We start from the raw sequence: 22,624 nt of genomic DNA, 5'->3' as shown, positions 1-22,624 counted from the left end.
AATGAAAATAATATAATTTGTAATGTTAGGTAGTAAATGTATCTATTAAGTAAATTTGATTCTCTTCTTACAACAAAAACACAAGTTGGTGGTAAGGCCTATAACCTTGCTAAGCTTGAAAAGTGTCGTGTTAATACACCAGATTGGTTTTGTATCACTAGTGATTACTTTCAAACATTAGTTGACCAAAATGAGGTATTAAAGCAACTCATCGTAAGCTACACACAACTTCAATTTATTGATGATTTAAAAGAACTAATCGCAAAAATTCATGCTGAAATTGATAAGTGTGAAATTTCCATTATTGATGAAGTTATGGAGAGAATTAATCCTAATATTCACTATGCTATTAGAAGCTCAGCTGCTGATGAGGATGGTAGTCACTTCTCTTTCGCTGGACAATTAGAGTCTTTTCTCTATGTTCAAGGAAAAGATAAAATAGAAGATGCCATTAGAAATTGTTTTAAAAGCAACTTCTCTCTAACGGCCCTTACATATCGCTTTAAAAATCAAATCCATCAATCGACACCAAAGATGGCGGTTATCATCCAAGAGATGATTGATCCTGAGAAGTCAGGTGTTCTCTTTACGGCCAATCCAATTAATGGATACAGAGACGAGATGCTTATTTCAGCAAACTACGGTCAAGGAGAAGGTGTTGTAAGTGGTGAATGCAATACTGATGAATACACAATCAATGACCTTGGTATCATTAGAGATGAAATTAGGGAAAAAGACTATAAGATTATTGCTGACTACGAAAACAAAACAACAAAGAAAGTTGAAGTTACAGGAAATGATATCAATTCAAGTGTCTTAACTCACGCAGAAATCATTGAGTTAAATAAGCTTGCCCTAAATATTCTTGCATTAAAGAAGAAGCCTCAAGATATAGAATTTTGTTTTCAAAATGGAAATATCTATATTGTCCAGACACGAGATATCACATCTCTTCCAATGGATAAGCGTGAAGACTTCGCCAATGTTTTTGATAACTCAAATATCCAAGAATCATTCAATGGAGTTACAACACCCCTAACTTTCTCTTATGCCTCAAAGATGTACTACAAGGTCTATCATCAACTACTAGGCTTAACTGGGCTAAGTGAAGAAGAGTTAAAAAAGCACGAAAAAAGACATAAGAATATGATCGCTCTTATTGAAGGTCGAGTATTCTACAATATTCAATCTTGGTATAAGGGGCTCCTTTTGCTTCCGTCCTTTAAACAATCTAAAGGAGATATGGAGAAAATGATGGGGATTACAGACCCTGTCGACTTTATTGAAGATAAAGACCTACCTTTATGTGAGAGATTAAGAATGTTACCAGGTCTGATAAAAACCTTTGGTAGTCTTCTTTGGTATTTCTCAAAAATAGATAAAGTTGTTGCCGACTTTATGTCTGATTTTTATAAAGTTTATAATGACATTGATTTCACCAAACTCAATAGACTTAATCTTACTCAACTCTATGATCTAACTGAAGAGCTCGATCAGAAAATCACAAGTAAATGGCACGCTCCACTTATAAATGACTTCTACGTTATGATGATGAATGGAAAGATGTATCGCTGGATGGATAAGCTTGGTGTTGAAAATGCAGATATCACTCTTGGAAATTTATTATCAGGAGAACATGATATTGCCAGTACTCAACCGACTAAAGAACTTTTAAAAATAAGTGATGAAATTAAGAAATGCGATCAAAATCTTAAGGATCAATTCCTAAAACTAGAAAATTCAAAAGTTATGGACTTCTTCTATATCAACAATAAGGCCATTTTTGATTTATGCCAAGATTATATCGAAAACTATGGTGATCGCACAATTGGTGAGCTTAAGCTTGAAAGCTTATCACTGAGAGAAAGCCCAGACTTTCTCATCAATATTCTAAAAAATTACGTGATTAAAGAAAGCCTAAGTTATGAAAGCTTCATTGCAAATGAGCTTGAACTTAGAGAGTCTGAAGAAGAAAAGATTGAGCCAATAGTTAAGAAAAAGCTTTCAATTTTTGGAAGAAAACGTTTTTATAAAGATCTGGCAAAACTTAGAAAGGCCATTCGTTATCGTGAAAACACAAGACTTCTTAGAACAAAGTCTTTTGGTATCTCACGTCAAATTTACCGTGAAATGGGAAATCAATTAGCAAACTTCAATCTAATTAGTACACCAGATGATATTTTCTTTTTAACTCTTAGTGAAATTGAAGAACTAAAAGATGGGCGTATTGTTCAGACAAATCTAAAAGAACTAATAAGCTTAAGAAAGTCTGAGTACGATTCATATGAAGATGAGGAACCTGGTCATCACTTTAAGACATTTGGCTTCGTTCACGCAGGAAATAAATTTATCTATGAAGGCAATACAAATCTTGATCATGATGGTGCATTAAAAGGTATAGGATGTTACCCAGGTCACATCACAGGAGAGGTTGCCCTACTCTTTAAGCCGGATGATGGAATTGATGTTAATGACAAGATTCTATGTACAGTAAGAACTGATCCAGGATGGGCACCATTATTTCCGTCAATCAAAGGACTACTTGTAGAAAAGGGATCGACACTTTCCCACTCAGCAGTTATTGCTAGAGAACTTAAGATTCCTACAATCGTCGGAGTTCCAGGAATTACAAAAATAGTAGAGAATGGACAAGAGATCGAAATGGACTGTGAAAAAGGTCTAATCAACTTATTACAAGAAAACCAAGAATAACAAAGAATAACAAAGGCCTCATTAGAGGCCTTTTCTTTATGAAACTCTTTTATAAAATTTTATGTCGTAAACTCCGACCTTTTCTTTCTTTATAAGATCTTTAAATTCAGCTGTGATATCTTCAAAACCATCTAAATCTGGAGTATGAACTCGTAAGTAATAACGAACACAAATCACTCCACCGATAGAAATTGAAGACTTTGCTTTTTGAACGAAATCCTTGCCTAATTTATCATCAAAGTAACTAGGGACATCAGAGTAAGAGAAATAATCAAATTGATACTTTCCACTTTCAAGCTCTGAAACAACATCACCAATATGATAATTGATTTGAGTTGTTTCTATACAATCTTTAAGATGCGAAAAACTTCGACAACGTAGAGGCGTATTTGTCAAAGTTACTTCACCAAAGAAGCATAGACTTAAGAAAAAATTATCTTTAATAAGATTATTCTTAAATAGACGAGCAAAACGATTACGATAAAATTTCACATAACTTTCTGGGATATTCTTTCTAATGAAGTCACCTCGATACAAGAGAGAGTTCATTAAGGCCTTATTTCCTACAATTGATAAAACAACTGTCCACTTAACCTTAAAGCTTACTGTATCCATTATATTTAATTGCTCTTGAATTGTTTTACAATTTCTAAGGGCCTCAATAATACGATGCCCTAAAATTTTACGACAAAGCTTTGAAAAGGTAATAAATGTTTTTTCCCATGATCCGGCAAGTGCCGCAATTTCATTGGCCTCAAAATAATCATTAAGTCCAACATTAGCACCAACTGTTTTTAAAATCGCGGAATCATCATGGTATGCTCTTAAATAATCCACTTCTTCAAGTGCAAGAATCGCCTTCTCATACGCTCTTGCCCATTCAATCTGAAGGCCCGATACATCAAAGAGGTCTAACTTTGAGTCAGTATTTGTAATAAGGTATAACCCTCTTGGTCCTGCACCACAAATAGAGCCAATTTTTTTAGGAGAAAGTTTTTCACAAACTTTTGACTCCATCTCAATATCTTCATTTGCTAGTGAGTAATTTAATTTGTCAGTAAAATATTTTGCCATGTCACAATTATAGTTGTTTTCATTATATAATGGTACAAAGAAAATAAATTCAGATGAGGATGTATGAGCAAAGATATAAGTCATATTACAATAGAAGATTCATTTATTAAGAGATATTTAGCTTGGTCAAACGAGCGCTTCCCAATGGCCAATGTCATCTCCGGTCTAATCACTTTCTTTGTCATGAGTCGCCTTGCTCTATTCTTACAAGATAAAGCATTAGATTTTACACCATTAGATATCCTAGGGGCAATTGCTGTAGTCGGACACTACTTTGTCTTAAGAGTGTTTGATGAACATAAAGATTTCAAAGTTGACTGTATTAATCACCCAGAGCGTGCGCTCCAAAGAGGCCTCATTAAACTTTGGCACCTAGATATTATTGCTGCAGTTTTTACTATTATTGGATTAATTTATTCTGCTTTAATTTCAAATAATTATTTAACGCTTATTTGCTACGGCGCTGTTTATCTGTGGTCCATACTTATGGCCAAGGAGTTCTTTATTGGTACATGGCTAGAAAAGCGCTTAACGCTTTATTCAATTAGCCACATGCTCGTTTCTCCTCTTATTATTATTTGGATTATGTCGGCAAAATGGCAGGTTCCTACATTTGAATTCTATGTTTATCTTATTCTTGCCATGTCTTTTGCATCAGGTTTCTCATATGAATTTACAAGAAAGACTCGTGGCCCTGAAGAAGAGACTGAAACACTTGACTCATATACAAAGATTTATGGCACAGGTGGAAGCGTTCTCATTATCACATTAATGAATATGATAACTCTTGGATGTTTTCTTTATCTCATCCCACTAATGCCGAATCTACGATCAATTCTAGCTGCAATGGGTATCGCAGGTTTTGCAGCTGCTCAATCGACACTTTTTAAATATTTAAAAAAACCAAGTCTTGAAGGACGTAAGAAGAATGAAAAGTCATTCGGACTCTTCGCTCTCCTACTTTATATCGCTCTTATTGTAGGTGTTTATGCAAATTAATTTAGACCGACTTACCCAAGAGCAAAAACAAGAGTTCCTTCTTTTTAAAGATAACGAAGCAATCTCAAGTATTGAACAATTTGTTGATGGCGATGCTTCAGCAATTTTCATTCTTATTGATAAGCAAGCGTACTTTGGTTTTTGTAATGGGAAGCTATCACAAAGCTTTATTGAAGCCGCCAAAGATTATCGTGAAAAGTATGGAAGCGAAAAGATGGTTGGGCCATTAAATCTTTCTACATATAATAGCTACCGCTTAAAACAGAATGAAGATCTACCTCATCACTTAATGGAGCCCTCTTACGACAAAGAGTTGTACGAATTACTGAAGTCTCATGGTGAGATCTTTGAGAGTTATGTAACTTATGAAATTAATGATTTTGATAAGCTCTTAAAATGGTCTGAGCAATTTGATGAAATTGATGATTCACCAATGACTGAAAATTATGACCTAAAAGTAATTGATGGACAATTTTGGCTTGATAACCTTGAACGATTTTACCAAAGTGCTGATCAAGTTTTTGGAGAGAATATCGCCTACTCACCAATTTCATTTGAAACATTCAAACTTAAGTATGGCCAACAAGCGGCTGGCCTTATTTGTCCTCATACCTCACGTGCTCTAATTTCAAAAGCAGACAATTCAATTATTGGGATCATCCTAAATTTTGTGGATCCCACAGCAACAAATATAAAGAGGCTCTTAATTAAGACTATGGGAGTCCATCCAGATCATCGTTACATGGGGCTAAGCTTCATTTACCTACTTAAGGAAATTATCCCCCAAGTAAGATCTCATTATGAGCAAGCTTATCTATGCTTGATGCGAGACGGGAACCTTCCCTCACTATTTGCGAAAGATATTTCGCAGAAAACTCGCTACTATCACCTATTCACTATCTAAATCATTGATTTTACTAGTATAAAACTGCCGTCTACTGTGTAGACGGCCATAGTACAATTTTCAATCAAACGTTCTCGTTCATCTTTATAAGCTATATTTGAACTATGAAGATCAATGAAATTAGCACAAATTCAGCTTCTGAGCAGGAAGCAAAAGTCGTAAAGCAGAAGCTTTCGGCCCCATCTCGTTTTGACTACTCTGAAGCGGCAAGGCTAAATCGTATTGCGATTTTAGAGGCCCAGTGTGGGGAAAATCTCGACTCAATTCAAATAACAGACCTAGATGGATTAAACCTCAAGGGTAATATCGAGTCTTATGCTGGAAGTATTTCAATTCCAATGGGAATTTGTGGGCCATTAAAAATTAATGAGAAAGGTGAAAAGGAAGATTTATATATTCCAATTGCAACCTCAGAGGGCGCTCTAGTTTCTTCGATCACTCGTGGTGCACTTGCTGTTTCTTTAAGTGGTGGCTTCAAGGCCAAGGTTTTAAGAAAGCGTATGTACCGTGCTCCTGTTTTCACATTTGATGATATTGACCATGCTGATGAATTTATCTCATGGCTAGAAGATAACTTCGATACGATTAAAAGTATTACTAAAAAGTATTCAAACTTTGCAGATCTAAAAAAGATCAAGCCAGTTCTTATCGGTCGCAATGTTCACGCGAAATTTATCTATGAGTGTGCCGACGCTTCCGGACAAAACATGACAACTGTTTGTACGTGGCAATCATGTCTTTGGATCAAAGAAGAGCTTTTAACTTCAAAAATTAAACTCGTTGAATTCTTCTTAGAAGGAAATGGTTCAAGTGATAAGAAAGTTTCTGTTGGTTCTGCAATGCAGACTCGTGGAACATATGTAACTGCAGAATGTGTAGTGCCAGAAAAAGTATTAAAGCGTATTCTGAAAACATCAAGTACTGATCTAATCAATCTCTACTTAAGATCACTACCTATTACTCGTCTTGAAGGAATGACAGGATATAACGTAAACGTTGCCAACGCTGTTGCGGCCATTTTTGCTTCAACAGGACAAGATCTTGCTTGTATTCATGAGTCATCAACAGCTGTTCTAAATTTTGAAAAACACGAAAAAGGTTTATACGTAAGCTTAACTCTACCTTCACTAGTTATTGGAACTGTTGGAGGTGGAACAGGACTTGGCCACTATAAAGACTGCTTAAAGTCGATCGGTTGTGCAGGAGCAGGAAAGGTCGAAAGGTTTGCAAAAATTATAGCTGGAGCGGCGCTATCTCTTGAGCTTTCAACAATGTCGGCCATCTGTGGTGGACAGTTTGCTTATGCACACGACAAGCTTGGTAGAAATAATCCGAAAGATCAGCTTAAAACGAAAGATATTACAAAAGAGTTTATCAATGAAAACTTCACTGATCAGTCAACTCTAGTGAAAGAAAGTGAGTCAATTGAACACGACCACAAGATTAATATTGAAAATGGAATTATCACAGAAGCTACTTCAAGAGTGGTGAACAAATCTCTTGGCTTTACATCACTAGAGATCAACAAAGAAGATAAAATAATTCTGAAGTCAAAACCCCTTGATACTGACGTAATTGCAGGTTTTGCGGCCATTGCAGGTTTTGCGGATAGTGATATCAGAAGAAAATTCATTAAAACAATTCACAATAATGAATTTACGAAATGTCATATTAGAGAAATTGAGGCATACCGTATGGTTTCAAAGGATTTCTCTCGCTATATGCCAGAGCTTCATGGAACATATATAAATGCTCAGAAAGAAGCATACCTTCTTCTTTTAGAAAATTTAAACTTTTCTCAAATTGAGTTAATGAACACTCAAGGATGTTTAGAATTATGGATAAGCTCAACTCGTGAATTAATTTTTGATGCTATATCTAAGATTCATCAGAACTTTGCAAATTCACAAGAAGTTTCTGAGTCGTCTCTTAACCTTGGAAAAGTAAATATTGATAAAGACTTAACGAAATCAATTATCACTTATATTCGTGCACAAAACTACATCAGTGCAAAGACAGAGGAAAAGTTAGAAGAAGTTCTAAATACTTTTGAACAATGGTCAAAGATCATCAACGAAGGTCCAAAGACACTTACTCACAACGACTTTAATCCAAGAAATATTTGTTTTAAAAATGGTCGCCCATGCTTCTATGACTGGGAACTATCTCGCTACAACTCTCCATATAGAGACCTTGTGGAATTCATGAGCTTTACAACACCAAGTGGTGAAATTGCGAATGATATAAATTATTACTTCTCAAAAGATGGGCTTGAACTATCTAAGCAAGAAAAACTAGAAAATATGTTATCTTGTGCAAATGAATATCTACTTAACCGAGTCCTATTCTACTATGTAGGCCACAGTGTAAATGAATATGAGTTCATGCCACATATCTTCAATAAAACACTTGAGATCATCTCATACCTAGAAGGTCAGCTGAATGCGTAATCTCATCGACAAGCTACTTTCAAATAAAGATCAAGAAAAGAAGGTTCTCTTCTTTTACAAGAACTTTAAGCTTGCTAGCTCACTTTCTATAAATGAGCTTATGGAGAAGGCCCGTGTCATTGCTTCTAAAATTAAGGCAAATGATATTACTAAAAAAAATATAATTCTTTCATTTGAAAATGAAGAAAACTTTGTGACTTACTTCTTTGGTATCATCCTATCAGGTAACGTACCTGTACCAATGGCATCAAGTGCCTTAATGTTAAAAGATGATTACCAAGAATTACTATTCCAATTCGCATCTGCGGCACAAACAAAGTATATCGCAGCAAAGAACTCTCCAGAGGGCTTTACCAATATAGCAAAATTTAATGACGCTGAGATGGCAACACAATTTGCAAATCCTGAAAGCAGTGAAACTTGTTTTATTCAATTTTCTTCAGGATCAACTTCTGCACCAAAAGGAGTTGTGATAAGCCATAGCAATCTACTTGCAAATAATGATCAAATTAATCAAGGGATCAAATTGAGTGATTCTGACTCTATTTGTACATGGCTACCTCTTCACCATGATATGGGGCTGATAGGAAGTCTTCTCACAGCACTTTTAAAGAATCTTGAATGTCATATTATTCGTACTCAAGACTATGTCATTGCGCCTCATAAATGGCTTCACCTTGTTTCAGAAACAAAGTGTAGTGCTCTTTGTATCCCAAATTCAGCATATTATGTTTGTGCAACTAAAATCCCAGAAAAGAAGTTAGAAGGTCTTGATCTTTCTCATATACGCTTTGCTCAATGTGGAGCTGAGCCAATTAAGGCCAATGTTTTAAAGGCCTTTAGCAATCGTTTTGAAAAATATGGCTTCAATACTAATGCCATTATGCCAGTTTATGGACTAGCAGAAGCGACTCTTGCAGTAACTTTTCATGAGGTTGGTACACAGTTTGAGACTGTCACGATTAAAGATGAAGAGTTTATTTCTTGTGGTAAAGTTCTAGCACCGACTCAGCTTGAGATTAGAAATCAACACCAAGGTGTTGGTGAAATCTATATAAAAGGGCCATCAGTATCGACTAACTATTATGGTAGAGAAACTCATCTCGAAGATGGATGGCTAAACACAGGAGACCTAGGCTTCTTAGATGAAGAAGGTAGGCTCTACGTAACAGGACGAAGTAAAGATCTCTTAATCTGCAATGGTGTTAATATCTTTGCAAATGATATCGAGTTTATGGCCGCAAAAGTACCTGCGGTAAAGCTTGGGCGTATGGTTGCTTTTTCAATTCAAACAGATAAGAGCGAGAAACCTCACCTCATCATTGAGCTAAATGAGAAGTCAAAAGAGGCCCGTAACAAAGTCAAAGAAGACGTGGCAAATGCTCTAAAATCAAAATTAGCACTCACAGAAGACAATATTTCAATAGTGCCAGAGCTAACTCTTAAAAAGACAACTAGTGGGAAAGTAAAACGCCAAAATGCCCAAAAAAGATACATGGCCGGAGAAATTACAAAAATCGAGAAAAATTATCGATTTAATCTTATAGTATCTCGTTACATAAAAAATAAATTTAAGTTTAATTTCTTAATTAAAGAGAAATTGGGATAAATAGATGAAAGAACAAATTTTAAAATATTTGAATGAAGCAATTGCTGAAGTTAGTGATGAAAAAGAGATCACACTGACTTTAGAGACTAGCTTTATCACTCTTGGGCTTGATTCTTATGATGCCATGTCATTTATTGGACGTCTTAAGGAAGATTTTGAAGAACTACCTGTAACAATTTTTTTACAGTGTCAAACAACTCAAGACCTAATTAATTACTTAGAAAAAAATCATAACGAAGAACTGAGACAAGTACTTTCATAATTGGAGCTAAGATGGAAACAAGACTTATTAGCAAATTAGAAAAACTTAATAAGCAATCTGTAGAGCGTGCTTTCACTGTTGATGCACTTGATTGGTCTAAACCAATCGATAAGAATCTCAAGTGGACACCAGAAGAAATGGTCACTATCTCTTACTTACCTAGTTATGATCTGCTTACTGAAGCACAAAAACTTAGATTCAATCAATTAATTGGACTCTCTATTTGTGAGCAATTTATTTGGTTTGAAAATGTACTTCTAAATCCGGCACTTAAAAGCTGTAAAAGAATCTATAAGCTTAATCCTCAAATGACAGAGGCCATTGATCACTTTATGGAAGAAGAAGATAAGCACGGTGAAATCTTTCTTAGAATGCTCATGAAGGCAGAGCCAGAAAATTATTCGAAAGAAAGTCCTCTTCGCATTTTTAAACTTGGCCCAGTTCAAAACTTTATCATGAAGGTTGTTACGACATTTCCAAATATCTTTCTATGGTGGATTTGGATTGCCCTATTCTTTGAAGAGAGAACATTAGATATTTCTAAAAAATACAATAAGGCCCTAAAGGCCGGTGAAGTGGACTGGAACTTTTGGCAATGCCACTACTATCATATGCTTGATGAAGTAAGACATCAGCAAATTGATGAGTGTTTCCTTGCTGCTTTTTATGACAAAGCAAATCCTATTCTTAGAAAGATTAATGCCAGCGTTTTTGTGAAATTCATTTCCTCATACTTTGGTCCAAAGAGACTTGCAGGAAGAATTCTAGAGCTAATGCAAGAAGAGTTCAGCGATCTTTCACAAGAGACAGTAAATCAATTAAAGGGTGAATTTGAGTCACTTCGTACAAATGTAGAATTTCAACGAAGTGCCTTTTCGAGACAGGGGCTTGGCCGTACTTATGAGCTACTGGCCAAATATAATGAGATGGATGGTTTTTGGGATCTACTGCTTGAAGAAAGCAAAGAAGATCACATCGGAAAAAATCGATACGTACGTGGTACGCATTCGACAATTCTAAACTAGCCAAATAAAAAAGGGACCGCAAACGGTCCCTTTTTTTATTGTAAATCTCTTTTTAAGCTTGTTAGTAATTCATCTAAATCAAAAGGCTTATAAAAGAAACGAGTCACCCCTTCCTTCATAGCTTCTTTCAAAGAAATATCAGCTTGACCTGAAACAAAGTAGAAAACTTTTTCTTTTTGGCTATCGTTGCTATTTGTGCAATCAAGGACAACCTTTCCATTACCATCTGGCATTTTATAGTCAGAAATTATGGCATCAAATGTTTTTCCACTATTGATAAGCTTTACAGCGCTATTTCCAGAGTTGGCGCACTCTGTCTCATAACCTTCAAACTCAAGCTCTTCGGCCAATAGTTCTAGAATATCTGGTTCGTCATCGACGATTAAAACTTTGTACGGCATATGTTAATTCTCTTCTAAACGTTAACAACGTAATTATAGTCATGCATCCTATTATAAACAGGATATTTTGTAAAATAAAATACATTGAGAAACTATATCTCTTAACCATCGAGGCCAAGGCCTTGTTATTTAAGATCGTTTCAACAAAAAATGGCGCACTGCTATAGTAAAAATCAACAAATGCTGCCCCTAGCGTCGTCTTCATCAAGTACTCATCGCGAATGACACGAAAGTAATTCAAGACATAATGATCTCTTTGAAAGCCTGCAGTCACGAGATAGCACTGATTTTGCGACAAAAGCTTTTCAATTGGCTTCGGTTGATAATTTCCAGTTTGCGTGGCCAAATCAGCATTACTCACACTCCCTGGACCGACATAGCCAAAATGATCAAGATATGAAATTGCCGAACTGTAGGTAGTATTATTAGTAAGGTTAGTTACCTTTACATTACCTTCATTTGATTGATCTTCAACAATTCTAATATCATTAATATTTCTCGTTACAACTCCACCGCCACTTTGCACGTAAAGGGCCATTCGAGAAATATAGGCACCATTACCACCATGATCACCGGTGTACTCAATAACAGCAGTCTGATCCCCTGCATATGTACCAATAATGTTAAGAGTTGCACGAGTTCTAATATCAGTAGCTGCTGCACTAATAACAAGCTTAAAGTAGATTGCTCTACCAACAGCATCCGGAATCTCTACTTCTTCATTTGAGCTGTAATCAGTATCATTAGGCATAAAGAACAACACTAATTCAACACTGTCTTTAATAGAAGCGATAGAGTCTGTAATACCAGCACAATTTAGCTCACTCGTTGAACAGATATCTGCAAAACTTACAAAGGGAGCTTCAACTTGAGAGCTTGGTATTTGAGTAACAATTCGAAAAGCAGGATTTGAATTGTCGTTATCTTTTAATGCAACGTAAAGCTCTTCATTAGTGTAAGCAAGTGAGTCAACATCCTGTAAGTAGAGACCACCTAACTCAGATGTTTCATCTGCCAAGTTTGGGCTTAGCCCCCCAGAGTCTGCAGTATAATAAGCAAAATCTTGAGTTCCCGTCCCAAGGCTTAGGGGAACATAAAGAGTAATTGCGGCTTCAGGAGTGGAACCATCCCCACCCAAATTATAAAAAAGCTCATTTAAGTTCTCACCTGTAGAATTTCTCAAGTAGAAGATTGGCTCAGTTTTGTCATCCAGACTCAGAGACGCACCGTAAGCACTAGTGATTGTAAGGTAAAGAAAAATGAAGATTTTAAATAATTTCTGCATAGTAAAATTATGGGTTAAGTTTTATTCATGGTCAAATAATTAAAGATTTGGCATGATAATCAAAATAGTTAAGTTGTTTAAATGACAAAGGTTTGGATCAAATTATGAAATATATTGTTCTCTCAATACTTCTGCTAACTTCTTGTATCGGAACTGATGGAATCAAGGATCAGAGAAAAGTTATTGGCAGTATGGCAACCGCCCTTTCTAAGAAGTACCCAAGCGTTGAAAATATCGACTGTGACTACCTAAAAAGACGCTTACGTTTAAAAGATAATCGCCTCGTAATTGTAGATGCACGAGATATTTATCAATTTGAAGTTTCTCACATTGAACGCGCAATTCCTTTATCGAAGCTTCATGAAGTCTATCCTCAACTTCAAGGCAAAGAAGTTGTCGTCTACTCTACAATTGGAACACGTTCAACGAAAGCAATCCTCGAGCTTTCAAAAACTAACCCTAATACAAAGTTTACAAATTTATTTGGTGGAATCCTCGAGTGGCTACAATGTGGCCAGAAGATTTATCTAATGGGTAAGGAAACAAAAGAAATTCGCTTCGAGAATGACGCCTGGAATATCATCCCAGAAGGATATAAAGCAATTCTACCATGAAAGTAATAAGTATTAATGGCCAAATTCTAGAGCGAGAAGAAGATGCAAAAATATCTGTACTTGATCGCGGCTTCCTCTACGGTGACTCTGTCTACGAAGTAACAGAAGTTAGAAATGGTAAAATTGGTTTTCTAAAAGAGCACCTTGAACGCTTACAAAACTCTGCTTTAAAGATGCACATGCATCTTCAACTCAACTTTACTGAATATGAAAAGCGCATTGTAGACGTTGCAAAGAAGCTGCACGAAGCAGGTCATGACAGATGCTATATACGATTAATTGTCACACGAGGAGAGGGAGAAATTACTCTTGACCCGCAAGCGGCCAGTAATCAAAATGTCATTATCATCGGTAAAGAGCTTCCTGAAAATCCTAGCACTTGGTATGAAGATGGTGTTGAGGTAATTATCGCTTCAACTCTTAGAAATCCAGTCAAGTCGATGGACCCAAATATCAAATCTGGAAACTATCTTAATAATATCCTTGCATATAACGAGGCCAAAGAAGCAGGCTACTTTGATGCCATCATGCTTAACCAAGATGGCAATGTCACAGAATGTACAACGAGTAATATCTGGATAGTAAAAGATGGTATTTTTAAAACGCCCCCTATTGCAGCTGGACTTCTTAAAGGTATAACCAGAGAAAATGTTATTCGTATTCTTGGCGAACAAGGCATCCCATTTGAAGAGGTAAACTTCACGGGAAGTGAGCTTAAAGAAGCTGACGAATGCTTTCTTACATCATCAACAAAATACCTTGTTCCAATTGTAAAAGTTGACGATACAACGATCGGAAATGGAAAACCTGGAAGTAAAACTATACAAGTGCTTGATATCTTTAAGTCTGAACTCTGAAACTTATATAATATCTAATATTTACATCCTTTCCCATTGACAATAGTGGCCATTGTTCGCTATAAAGCTTCAGTTACATCCGAAAATATTAAGTAAGATTGATGGGCCTAAGGCGTTAGCCTTTGAGATGTGATGTAACTTTTCCTTGTCCCTAAAGTCTTTTTTATTCAAAAGGAGCCAACAATGGCAAAGAGTACTACAGCGAGATCACGCTTTAAAATCCAAAGAGCACTAGGTGTTGAACTTCCAGGTCTTGGTAAAGCTGGTGCATTAGCACGTCGTCCATACGGACCAGGTGTACACGGTAACAAAAGAAAGAAAATTTCTGACTACGCCGTTCGTCTAAAAGAAAAACAAAAACTAGTATTCCACTACGGTCTAAGAGAAAAGCAACTTGTTACTTACGTTAAGCAAGCTAAGAAGAACACTGCTGGTAAGCCATGGATGGAAGTACTTCTATCTAACCTTGAGTCAAGACTGAACAACGTAGTTTTCAGACTTGGATTTGCACCATCAATGATGGCAGCTTCTCAAATGGTTTCTCACGGACAAATCCTAGTTAACGGAAAGAAAGTTGACCGTTCATCTTTCATCGTTGGCCAAGGTGATGTTATCTCTCTAACTGAGAAAGGTTATAACAACCAACTTTACAAGCAAACTCAAGAAACTCCACGTTTCGCAGCAGTTCCAGCTTGTTACAATGTTGAAGGTACAGATAAGAAGAAAGCAACTATGGTTGCTGCTCCTCTTGAATCAGATGTACCATTTGAATTCAACTCTCAGCTAGTTATTGAGTACTACTGGAAAGTAAAGTAATAGAAATAAAAGAAGGCTCCTTACGGAGCCTTTTTTATTTCTATCGGCAGGAGTCTTTAGCTTGCCAAAATATACGAGAGGTCGGGTTCACGCCCGACCGGTTCGCCATAGCCGCCAAATCAACGCACTATTTAATTATTATTTTACTTATTTCGAATCGCTGTCGAACTTAGCTCTTGATACTCATGAGGCCTAAGATAGACAACCTCAAGCTTTGGATTAAATTCTTTTATCTTCTTTTCAACTTCTCTATATTCATCCATTTTCTCATCACGAGGAACAACATAGATTTTAGTTAGAAGCTGGCAAACCTTCTCAACTTCAAACCATTTAAGAAATGAGCCAAATGTATCATCACCCATCAACCAATTAATATTTGGGTATTTAACCTCTTGCAGCCACTCATATGTGGGTCTTCTAAGCTTCTGGGCCCAAAAGCCCGTATAGATAGGAAATCGAGCTCCTGTGGCATCTTTGATCTTTAGATACTCTCCGTACGGATCCTCTTGTTCATTGGACTTCCAAGGGCTGTAGTCTAAGACAATGATAATATTGTCTTCAAACTCACTACATTGATTTAGACACTCAAGATGCCCTTGATGAAATGGATGAAAACTTCCTCCAAACAATGTAACTGTCGACTTCGTCTCAGAAGAATAAAGCTCTACACTATTGGCTATTTCATCTAATTTGGACATTACTTAAAAATCTTTTTCTTGAAGTGTCTTTCTTCCGCTTTGCTTTGCACGCTCGGCCGCAGAATCGCATTTTACTCTAATGATATCAGACAAGATTTCCATGACATTTGCAGAAGTATTTAGGCCATGCTTATCCTTAATATATTTCTTAAGTTTTGAGGCCACAATTAAGATATCTTTATCAGCAAGGTTAAGAGTTTTTTTATCACTTGAAACTAGAATGCGACGAGGCTCTTTCCTGTCTTTCGACTTATTTTCTTCGCTCACGTTATCTCCATTTGAGTTCATTAAATAATCAACTTTCACATATATCTCCAAGTCTAGTATAATATTAGTGTAACTTAAATTTAAATCTAATAAACCAACGAGCAAAATATGAAGTTCTCTTGCGAATTTAACGATATTGAGTATTTTTTCACTACTGAAATCGGCCCAGACACAAATGATAAATACCATTTATTTCTATCTGGTACAAAGCTTACGAAGTACCAAAATAATGAAATGAAATTTCATACATTAACGATAAATGCTAAGTATGAAGGTCAAGAGCTTAACTATTTTATCACTGGTATCCCCCTGTCTCTTGATGAAGAAGAGCAAATGGAAGAGCTAGAGGATTTCTTTGAGGCCAAGGAAATTTTTGAAAAAATAGAAGATGCCTTTGAGCTTCTTTTAAGTGAGCGCAAAGCACCTCCATGGGGTCTAAAGGAGTATAAATAATGAATCAACAACAAGGAATTCTCCCTAATAACTCTCACAGTAAAGTCATGGGATATCTATTGTGGCTTTTTGGATTTATGGGAGCTCATCGCTTCTACTATGGTAAGCCTATCTCAGGAACGATCTGGATGCTAACACTAGGCCTTTTAGGGCTTGGCTGGCTAGTAGATATCTTTCTAATTCCTTCTATGGATGAAGAATGTGATAATCGCTATTATGAGGGCGTCCTTGATTATAATATCGCTTGGATTCTTCTAACATTTCTAGGTGTCTTTGGATTTCATAAGTTTTATCAAGGAAAGATTCTTATGGGGATACTCTATCTTCTAACGGGTGGCTTCTTCCTCTTTGGCGTTCTTTATGACTTTTGGACACTTAATGAGCAAATCGACGATATCAACAAAGGTATAGCATAAAAAAGGCCCTCACACAGAGGGCCTTTTCATTTAGTTAATTTTGATTTAATTAAAAACCACAACGTCCTTGATAAAGGTAAACACGGTCGTAGTCTCTAGAAGTTGCATCAAAAGTCGAGTAAGTTTGACCAGCATCTGCAACATCAATTCTAAATACTTTAGAAATAATGTCATCACGGTACTCAACAAAACGACGACCTGGGTAGCGACGATATACTGTCGTACACTGTCTTCTTCTACTGCTACAAACAACTTCAGGAATAGTAATTTCACAGAATTCATCACGGTGGCGAATTGGTCCACGCTCGATATCAGTTGTGATCGTTCCATGAAGATCATAATTTAGAGTTGTGTCGGCCTTATCAAGTGTAAACTCTCCATTACTTGGAAGCTTAAACTTCTCATCGAATTTAACAGTTAGCTTTTCACCAGCAACTTGAATCTTAAGCTTTCTCTTACCGATAAACTTCAGCTTAGCTTTGTACTCACCTTGAGCAAGTGAAATACTATCATCTTTAGACTTAAGCTCTACAGCAGAGTCAACTGCTAGAGTACCTTTAAATTCAGTCTTACAACCAACTAATAGCCCTAGTAATAAGGCAAATGTAAAAAATCTCATATCCCCTCCATATGATGAAAATAAAAATAAATTGTATTTAAAATACAAAAAATGGATTGTCCATACTTGCATAAGTGCCATGAAATTTATACTTATTTCGAATCTAAACAAAAAACTGATAAAGAACATGTTTTCTATTTCATATTTGTAGTAAGTTAATACTGGACAATTTTCTTAAATTGTTTAATATTGACGCAATATCGACTACTTAAACGGAGACCCCATGGAAAACACTAAAGTTTACGAGACGTCTATTGTTCCTAAAGGTGAAATGCTAGAGCCAGTTAGAGATACAGCATATATTGCATCTTCTCTGACGATTGAAGTTCTTCACGTTATGACTTTCTTTGTGATCTTTGCCTTCATCTTTGCTGGAATTTGGAAAACAGCAGTTAGAATGGAGAAAAGAGAAAAAGAAGGATCTAAATCTAAAGTTACTGCTTAATTAAAATTCAATATGAAAAGTTACTGGCCCGTCGTTATGTATTTCGACGGCCATGCTTTCTCCAAAGACTCCCTTCTCTACAGGGACAGTGCTTTTTAGTATCTCAACAAACTCATCAAATAATTTATTTGCAACTTCAGGCTTGGCGCTTCCATCAAAGCTTGGTCGATTACCTTTCTTACCATTCCAAGAAAGAGTGAATTGTGAAACCGCAAGAATACTTCCTTCAATATCCACAACAGAACGATTCATTCTTCCTTGCTCGTCTGCAAATATTCTTAAAGCAAGGATCTTCTCACAGGCCTTTTGGATTGTTTGTCGGTTGTCGTCATGTTCAATACAGACTAGTAAGTGAAGGCCCTTAGATATCTGGGCCACGACTTTATTATTTACTTTTACATTAGAACTAGAGACTCGTTGAATAACTACTTTCATTAAACTTGCTTATACTCTTCAATTTGTTTTAATTCATATTGTTTTTTAAGGTTCTTAATCTTCTCTTCGTAACTTGAAACAAGTTGATCTCTAAGTCTTTGCGAGTCGCTCATTTGTCTCTCTAGCTTTTTCTGAGCAAGATTAAGTTTTCTTCTCATATCTGTATTGTGATCTGCTGTCATCTTCTGTTTTTCAAGATTATGATTATGGGTCATACGAGATGTTTTTACTTCATTTTCTCTTTTTACCATTTTAAGGCGAGTGTTAAAGTCGTCACGAAGCGCTTGGAATTGTTTCTCATACTGATCCTTAATATGATCCAAATTTTCCTTCATTTCGCTTCTTTGCATACGAGACTGTTCTTGAAAGAATTCACTTTCAGACTGCTGCTTTCTCTTTGAAGTTGTTCTCAGCATATATAGCTTTTCTTCAGCATCAGCAATTGACTTCTTTAAGTGCTCTTCTTGAACTTGAAATTTACTTTCATATGATGCCTGGATATCAGAGATTTTCTTATCCATTTCTTGGCGATGAGATTTTAGTGTATCTGCATACATCTCGTGATTACGAGCATTGATCTCTTCTTTTTCTTCTCTAAATGAATCTTGCAAAGACTTAACTGTTTCGAGATTCTTCTCTTCTGTACGAATAAGATTATTTCTAAAGTGATTTCTCTGGCCATCCATCAACTCACGAAATTGATTTTCTTTTTGAACAATATTGTCTTCAGCAACCTTTTTTTCATAAGAAATATTTCTATTATATTGGGCCTTTTTAATTTCATGCTGTCTTTGAGAGCGAGCTTGTATCTCATCAGCATTCGCTCTGGTCTCACTTTGGAAATCGGCCATACGGGCCTGTTGCTCACGAGACTGATCCTTAACTCTTTTTGTTACCGCATTATCTTTTTCAACTAACTTATCCTCAAAATCTTTAATGACTTGAGAGTTAAGCTCTTTTAAGCGATCTATCTTTTGTTGAAATTTATCTTCAACACCTTTTTGCTCCATTTGGCTCATCGACTGAGAATTTTTGAAACGAGCAATATCGAGATCATGATCACCTTTGATATCTTCTCTTTTACTAACCTGATCTCTGATTAACTCAGAGACCTCTTTTTCGTGACTGAGTCTTTGGTCTTGTAGAGACTTTTGCGTTTTCATATGAAGATCGCGAGCAATTTGATCAACACCTGCTTGCTTTTCATTAATTTGACGAAGATAAGATTGGTTTGCTTCTTCCAATGCATTTTTCTTAGAAGCAACTAAGAAGTCTTCACGCCTCTTGCCTTCATCGACAACTTTTCTAAGATTTTTGTCAGCGGCATTTTTAAGGTCACGATTCTCTAGAGAAAATTGTGACTTAAGCTCATTTAATTGGTCACGATTTCTTCTTACTTGTGCTTTTTCACGGGCAGCGAAGTCAGCATTAAGCTTTTGATTTGATTCACTCGTGTGCTCATTTAATTGCTTAATCGTATCTTGGAAACGGTCTTGATTAAGTGCAATTCGCTCTTGTGATCTTTTATTTTGTGACTCTAAACTACTTTCGTATGTAGTATCTCTTTGTTCAATAGTATCTGCATAAGCTTGTTTTAAGGTAGCAAGCTTTTCGTCGAATTTAGACTTTTGATCAGTGGAAGTCTTATGAAAGTCTTCTCTAATTTGCTCATTTCTTTCGCGAAAGTATTCTTTTGACTTGGCCATAGCAAGCTTGGCCTTCTTTGCAGCTTCATCAAGTTTTTGCTGATTATCCTCAATAAGGGCCTGCTGCTTCTTTGCGTGCTCATGCTTAATATTATCGATTTTATGAGAATTCTTATCTTGAATATTTTGAAGATTGGACTGATAGCCTTCACGAATATGATTGAGCTGCTTTCGCTGCTCCTGATTCATTTGAGTAATTTTCTTAGAGTAATCTTCGACTTTCATAAATTTACACTACCGCCCGTCCTAAAAATTATACCTTCTTTATAGTTTCGCGTTCACTAGGCAAAGAGTGTCATGCCTAAATAGCTGATTTTTCAGTTGTGCTAAGATATTTCAATGAATAGTTTAAGTGATGATAAGAAGTACGATAGTTTCCTAAATATGTGGAGAACACTAGTTTCTCTGACTCATCTCGATAATATTGTTTCAGAACAAGAAAAAACTCTAATTCAAGACTTTATCAACAATGCCAAGCTTGAAGATAAAGATAGACTTCAGCTAAAAGAAGACCTGATTCAAAGACATCGCCCAGATGAATTCATTCATAAAGTAAACTACCCTGCTCACTTAAGCCAACTCCATCACCTGGCAAATATTGTCTTTCGCTCTGATGAGCTCGACCCAAAAGAAGAAGCATTTCTAAAGAAAATCCTCGATGATATTGAGGCGAAGATTGGTATTCTTAACGCTACTACCCATAGCGCTCATGCTATAAGTGAGCTCAATAAAAACAATCTAAAGAATACAGTAAATGGACCAAAAAGTGCATTTGCAGAGATCATTCGCTTCTTTTCGAAGTAGCGACGAATCCCTTTTTATTGGGCCTGATAAAACTTCCTAGACTATCCTCTTTGTGCTAAGTTAATGCCAAAATATTCACAAAAAGGATTAATAATGACTAACTCAGAGCTAAATGATTTCTTAGAGAAATATGGAAAAATGTTTAGGCCAAATCCATGGCATGGTATCAAGACTTGGGACAATGAAGATAAGAAAGTTCTTAATGCTTATATCGAAATTACTCCTAATGACCGCGTGAAATATGAAGTTCATAAAGAAAGTGGATACCTAATGGTAGATCGTCCACAGAAGTTCTCAAATATTATTCCACAATTATATGGATTAATCCCACGCACTTACTCTGACTCAAAATCAGCAAGCTTTGCTGAAGCAGAAACAGGACGCACAGGAATTGTTGGAGATCATGATCCAATCGATATTTGTGTACTTGCAGAAAAGAATATTGTTCAAGGTGATATCCTAGTTAACTGTATTCCTGTTGGTGGTTTTAGAATGCTAGATGGTGGTGAAATTGATGATAAAATCATCGCTGTATTAAAAGACGATGCAATGTTTGGTCACATCACTGATATCGATCAAGTTCCTGCTGCTGTACTTGCAGAACTTAAGCACTACTTCCTAACTTACAAGGAAATCCCTGTAAAAGATGGTGAAGCTAAAGTAGAAATTACAGAAACATACAATGCTGAAACAGCAATGAAAGTTATCAACCTCGGCGTAGAAGACTATAATGAAAAATTTGTTAAATAATTACAAAGGGTGCCTTATTGGGCACCTTTTTTTTGCCCTACTAATTTCCCTTAATACTCTTGCATCTTCTTATATTGTTAATAAAGAACATTCAAAATTAAAGTTCAGTGTTAAGTACATGGCCTTGACTGATGTTGAAGGTCAATTTGACGATTACACAATTTACTTTAAGAAAGACGATAATACGATCTCTGATCTTCAAGGTGAGATCATAGTTAAGAGTATCAATACTTTTGATAAGAAAAGAGATCAGCACTTAAAGAAAAATGAATTCTTCAATGCTGAGAATTTTCCAATTATCAAATTTAAAAGTGCTCAGGCCATTGTTTTAAAAGACAAAAAGGCCGATGCAAAGCTAGCGATAACAGTAAAAGAAAAAACGAAGACTGTTCCTGTTAGCTTAAAATATCTTGGTAAGCGTACTGATCCTTGGACTAATAAAGAAGGGATCTACTTTGAAGGAAGCTTTAAGATCAATCGTTTTGACTTTGGTATCAACTGGAGTAAAAACTTTGACGGCGGACTTGTTGTTGGTGAAGAAGTTATCATCAACTTTACGATCGAAGCCTATCAATCAAATGATAAGCCGGCTTTTTCTCGCTTTTACCTTCCAACAGAATCAGTAAAACGTGAAGTCTCTCTGGATGCTCAGACATCCGGAGGGCCTCTCATCCTTCCAAGTGGAAAAATCACAAAGAACACGACAGCAAATGTCGCTCCTGATAGTGACTATACTGAAATTTCAAATATCCTCCTGACACTTGTTTCAACAGGTATTCTATTTATTGTAACCATCGTTTTTGGTATCTGGGGACAGGCCAAGCTAGTTAATTATTTAGAAGAGAAAGGAATGTCAGAAAATGTTACACTCCTACTATCAACAATAATCGTAACATCTTTTATTGTTGCATGTATCTACATCACTAGTGAATACACGGGTGTAGGAACTCACCCTCTTTTTAAGCGTTAACGAACCTTAAGATAACCTTAAGAAACGGGGCTTTAGAGCATTTCTTAAGAAAA

General features: G+C 36.1%; 24 protein-coding genes. 16 read left to right on the top strand and 8 right to left on the bottom strand.

All coding sequences use genetic code 11. The features are described from left to right. The first annotated feature begins 36 nt into the window (after positions 1–36). The gene (locus tag ACMAWV_RS15015; RefSeq protein WP_412470084.1) at positions 37–2,712 is read left to right on the top strand and encodes a PEP/pyruvate-binding domain-containing protein; all 2,676 of its coding nucleotides are present in this window, start codon (positions 37–39) and stop codon (positions 2,710–2,712) included. A 36-nt stretch (positions 2,713–2,748) separates the two neighbouring features. Here the strand turns inward: ACMAWV_RS15015 and ACMAWV_RS15010 are convergent, their stop codons facing one another. Further along, positions 2,749–3,786: a DUF3419 family protein gene (locus tag ACMAWV_RS15010; protein ID WP_412470085.1), complete on the bottom strand. Its 1,038-nt coding sequence runs from the start codon at positions 3,784–3,786 to the stop codon at positions 2,749–2,751. A gap of 63 nt (positions 3,787–3,849) precedes the next feature. Here ACMAWV_RS15010 and ACMAWV_RS15005 point away from each other — a divergent pair, with 63 nt between their 5' ends. The 6 genes from ACMAWV_RS15005 (at position 3,850) to ACMAWV_RS14980 (ending at position 11,035) form a co-directional block, all read left to right on the top strand. Continuing rightward, positions 3,850–4,785 carry a hypothetical protein gene (locus tag ACMAWV_RS15005; protein WP_412470086.1) on the top strand — a complete coding sequence of 312 codons (936 nt, stop codon included), beginning with the start codon at positions 3,850–3,852 and terminating at the stop codon, positions 4,783–4,785. After that, positions 4,775–5,689, top strand: a complete 915-nt coding sequence (locus tag ACMAWV_RS15000) for a hypothetical protein (protein WP_412470087.1) — start codon at positions 4,775–4,777, stop codon at positions 5,687–5,689. The genes ACMAWV_RS15005 and ACMAWV_RS15000 overlap by 11 nt, the downstream gene beginning before the upstream one ends. Before the next feature lie 104 nt (positions 5,690–5,793). Continuing rightward, a complete protein-coding gene (locus ACMAWV_RS14995) occupies positions 5,794–8,139 on the top strand; it encodes a phosphotransferase (RefSeq protein ID WP_412470088.1) in 2,346 nt (781 codons plus the stop codon). Then, a complete protein-coding gene (locus ACMAWV_RS14990) occupies positions 8,132–9,748 on the top strand; it encodes an AMP-binding protein (protein ID WP_103219139.1) in 1,617 nt (538 codons plus the stop codon). The genes ACMAWV_RS14995 and ACMAWV_RS14990 overlap by 8 nt, the downstream gene beginning before the upstream one ends. Positions 9,749–9,752: 4 nt before the next feature. Continuing rightward, complete coding sequence (locus tag ACMAWV_RS14985; protein WP_103219138.1) at positions 9,753–10,010, top strand: acyl carrier protein; 258 nt, start codon at positions 9,753–9,755, stop codon at positions 10,008–10,010. Between the two features lie 11 nt (positions 10,011–10,021). Further along, positions 10,022–11,035, top strand: coding sequence for a diiron oxygenase (locus ACMAWV_RS14980; protein ID WP_412470089.1), 1,014 nt, complete (start codon positions 10,022–10,024; stop codon positions 11,033–11,035). A 35-nt stretch (positions 11,036–11,070) separates the two neighbouring features. On the opposite strand, the gene ACMAWV_RS14975 is transcribed toward ACMAWV_RS14980, so the two are convergent. Next, the gene (locus ACMAWV_RS14975) at positions 11,071–11,436 is read right to left on the bottom strand and encodes a response regulator (protein WP_392992403.1); all 366 of its coding nucleotides are present in this window, start codon (positions 11,434–11,436) and stop codon (positions 11,071–11,073) included. Beyond that, positions 11,408–12,721, bottom strand: a complete 1,314-nt coding sequence (locus ACMAWV_RS14970; protein ID WP_412463127.1) for a CFI-box-CTERM domain-containing protein — start codon at positions 12,719–12,721, stop codon at positions 11,408–11,410. The genes ACMAWV_RS14975 and ACMAWV_RS14970 overlap by 29 nt, the downstream gene beginning before the upstream one ends. A 104-nt stretch (positions 12,722–12,825) precedes the next feature. Here ACMAWV_RS14970 and ACMAWV_RS14965 point away from each other — a divergent pair, with 104 nt between their 5' ends. From ACMAWV_RS14965 to rpsD, 3 genes are all read left to right on the top strand, one after another. After that, entirely contained in the window at positions 12,826–13,335 is a 510-nt protein-coding gene (locus ACMAWV_RS14965) for a rhodanese-like domain-containing protein (protein ID WP_103219133.1), read from the top strand. Continuing rightward, positions 13,332–14,192 (top strand): aminotransferase class IV, encoded by an 861-nt coding sequence (locus ACMAWV_RS14960; RefSeq protein WP_103219132.1) that lies wholly within the window; start codon positions 13,332–13,334, stop codon positions 14,190–14,192. Before ACMAWV_RS14965 ends, ACMAWV_RS14960 begins: the two co-directional genes overlap by 4 nt. A gap of 183 nt (positions 14,193–14,375) precedes the next feature. Beyond that, positions 14,376–15,008 (top strand): 30S ribosomal protein S4, encoded by a 633-nt coding sequence (rpsD, locus tag ACMAWV_RS14955; protein WP_103219131.1) that lies wholly within the window; start codon positions 14,376–14,378, stop codon positions 15,006–15,008. Between the two features lie 143 nt (positions 15,009–15,151). Here the strand turns inward: rpsD and ACMAWV_RS14950 are convergent, their stop codons facing one another. Together ACMAWV_RS14950 and ACMAWV_RS14945 are read right to left on the bottom strand one after the other, a co-directional pair. Next, positions 15,152–15,706: an adenylyltransferase/cytidyltransferase family protein gene (locus ACMAWV_RS14950; protein WP_412470090.1), complete on the bottom strand. Its 555-nt coding sequence runs from the start codon at positions 15,704–15,706 to the stop codon at positions 15,152–15,154. A 3-nt stretch (positions 15,707–15,709) separates the two neighbouring features. Beyond that, positions 15,710–16,012, bottom strand: coding sequence for a hypothetical protein (locus ACMAWV_RS14945; RefSeq protein ID WP_103219129.1), 303 nt, complete (start codon positions 16,010–16,012; stop codon positions 15,710–15,712). Between the two features lie 69 nt (positions 16,013–16,081). Here ACMAWV_RS14945 and ACMAWV_RS14940 point away from each other — a divergent pair, with 69 nt between their 5' ends. Continuing rightward, the gene (locus tag ACMAWV_RS14940; protein ID WP_103219128.1) at positions 16,082–16,426 is read left to right on the top strand and encodes a hypothetical protein; all 345 of its coding nucleotides are present in this window, start codon (positions 16,082–16,084) and stop codon (positions 16,424–16,426) included. Next, positions 16,426–16,842: an NINE protein gene (locus ACMAWV_RS14935; RefSeq protein ID WP_103219127.1), complete on the top strand. Its 417-nt coding sequence runs from the start codon at positions 16,426–16,428 to the stop codon at positions 16,840–16,842. Before ACMAWV_RS14940 ends, ACMAWV_RS14935 begins: the two co-directional genes overlap by 1 nt. Before the next feature lie 49 nt (positions 16,843–16,891). On the opposite strand, the gene ACMAWV_RS14930 is transcribed toward ACMAWV_RS14935, so the two are convergent. Further along, positions 16,892–17,461 (bottom strand): hypothetical protein, encoded by a 570-nt coding sequence (locus ACMAWV_RS14930; protein ID WP_103219126.1) that lies wholly within the window; start codon positions 17,459–17,461, stop codon positions 16,892–16,894. Between the two features lie 223 nt (positions 17,462–17,684). On the opposite strand from ACMAWV_RS14930, the gene ACMAWV_RS14925 reads away from it, so the two are divergent. Further along, positions 17,685–17,906 (top strand): hypothetical protein, encoded by a 222-nt coding sequence (locus ACMAWV_RS14925; RefSeq protein ID WP_103219125.1) that lies wholly within the window; start codon positions 17,685–17,687, stop codon positions 17,904–17,906. Here ACMAWV_RS14925 and dtd read toward each other — a convergent pair whose 3' ends face one another. Both dtd and ACMAWV_RS14915 read right to left on the bottom strand, forming a co-directional pair. Next, positions 17,907–18,341: a D-aminoacyl-tRNA deacylase gene (gene dtd / locus ACMAWV_RS14920; protein ID WP_392992410.1), complete on the bottom strand. Its 435-nt coding sequence runs from the start codon at positions 18,339–18,341 to the stop codon at positions 17,907–17,909. It lies immediately after the preceding gene. Beyond that, positions 18,341–20,272 (bottom strand): hypothetical protein, encoded by a 1,932-nt coding sequence (locus ACMAWV_RS14915; RefSeq protein ID WP_412470091.1) that lies wholly within the window; start codon positions 20,270–20,272, stop codon positions 18,341–18,343. Before ACMAWV_RS14915 ends, dtd begins: the two co-directional genes overlap by 1 nt. A gap of 114 nt (positions 20,273–20,386) precedes the next feature. Between ACMAWV_RS14915 and ACMAWV_RS14910 the strand changes: the two genes are divergently transcribed. From ACMAWV_RS14910 to ACMAWV_RS14900, 3 genes are all read left to right on the top strand, one after another. Beyond that, complete coding sequence (locus tag ACMAWV_RS14910) at positions 20,387–20,851, top strand: hypothetical protein (protein WP_392992413.1); 465 nt, start codon at positions 20,387–20,389, stop codon at positions 20,849–20,851. Between the two features lie 93 nt (positions 20,852–20,944). Further along, entirely contained in the window at positions 20,945–21,601 is a 657-nt protein-coding gene (locus ACMAWV_RS14905) for an inorganic pyrophosphatase (protein ID WP_392992415.1), read from the top strand. Further along, positions 21,582–22,571, top strand: a complete 990-nt coding sequence (locus ACMAWV_RS14900) for a YceI family protein (RefSeq protein ID WP_412463130.1) — start codon at positions 21,582–21,584, stop codon at positions 22,569–22,571. Before ACMAWV_RS14905 ends, ACMAWV_RS14900 begins: the two co-directional genes overlap by 20 nt. Positions 22,572–22,624: the final 53 nt, after the last annotated feature.

Source organism: Halobacteriovorax sp. RT-1-1, assembly GCF_047085455.1.
Lineage (GTDB): Bacteria > Bdellovibrionota > Bacteriovoracia > Bacteriovoracales > Bacteriovoracaceae > Halobacteriovorax_A.
The sequence above is the reverse complement of the archived record's forward strand: the minus strand, read 5'-3'. Positions and strand labels throughout refer to the sequence as shown.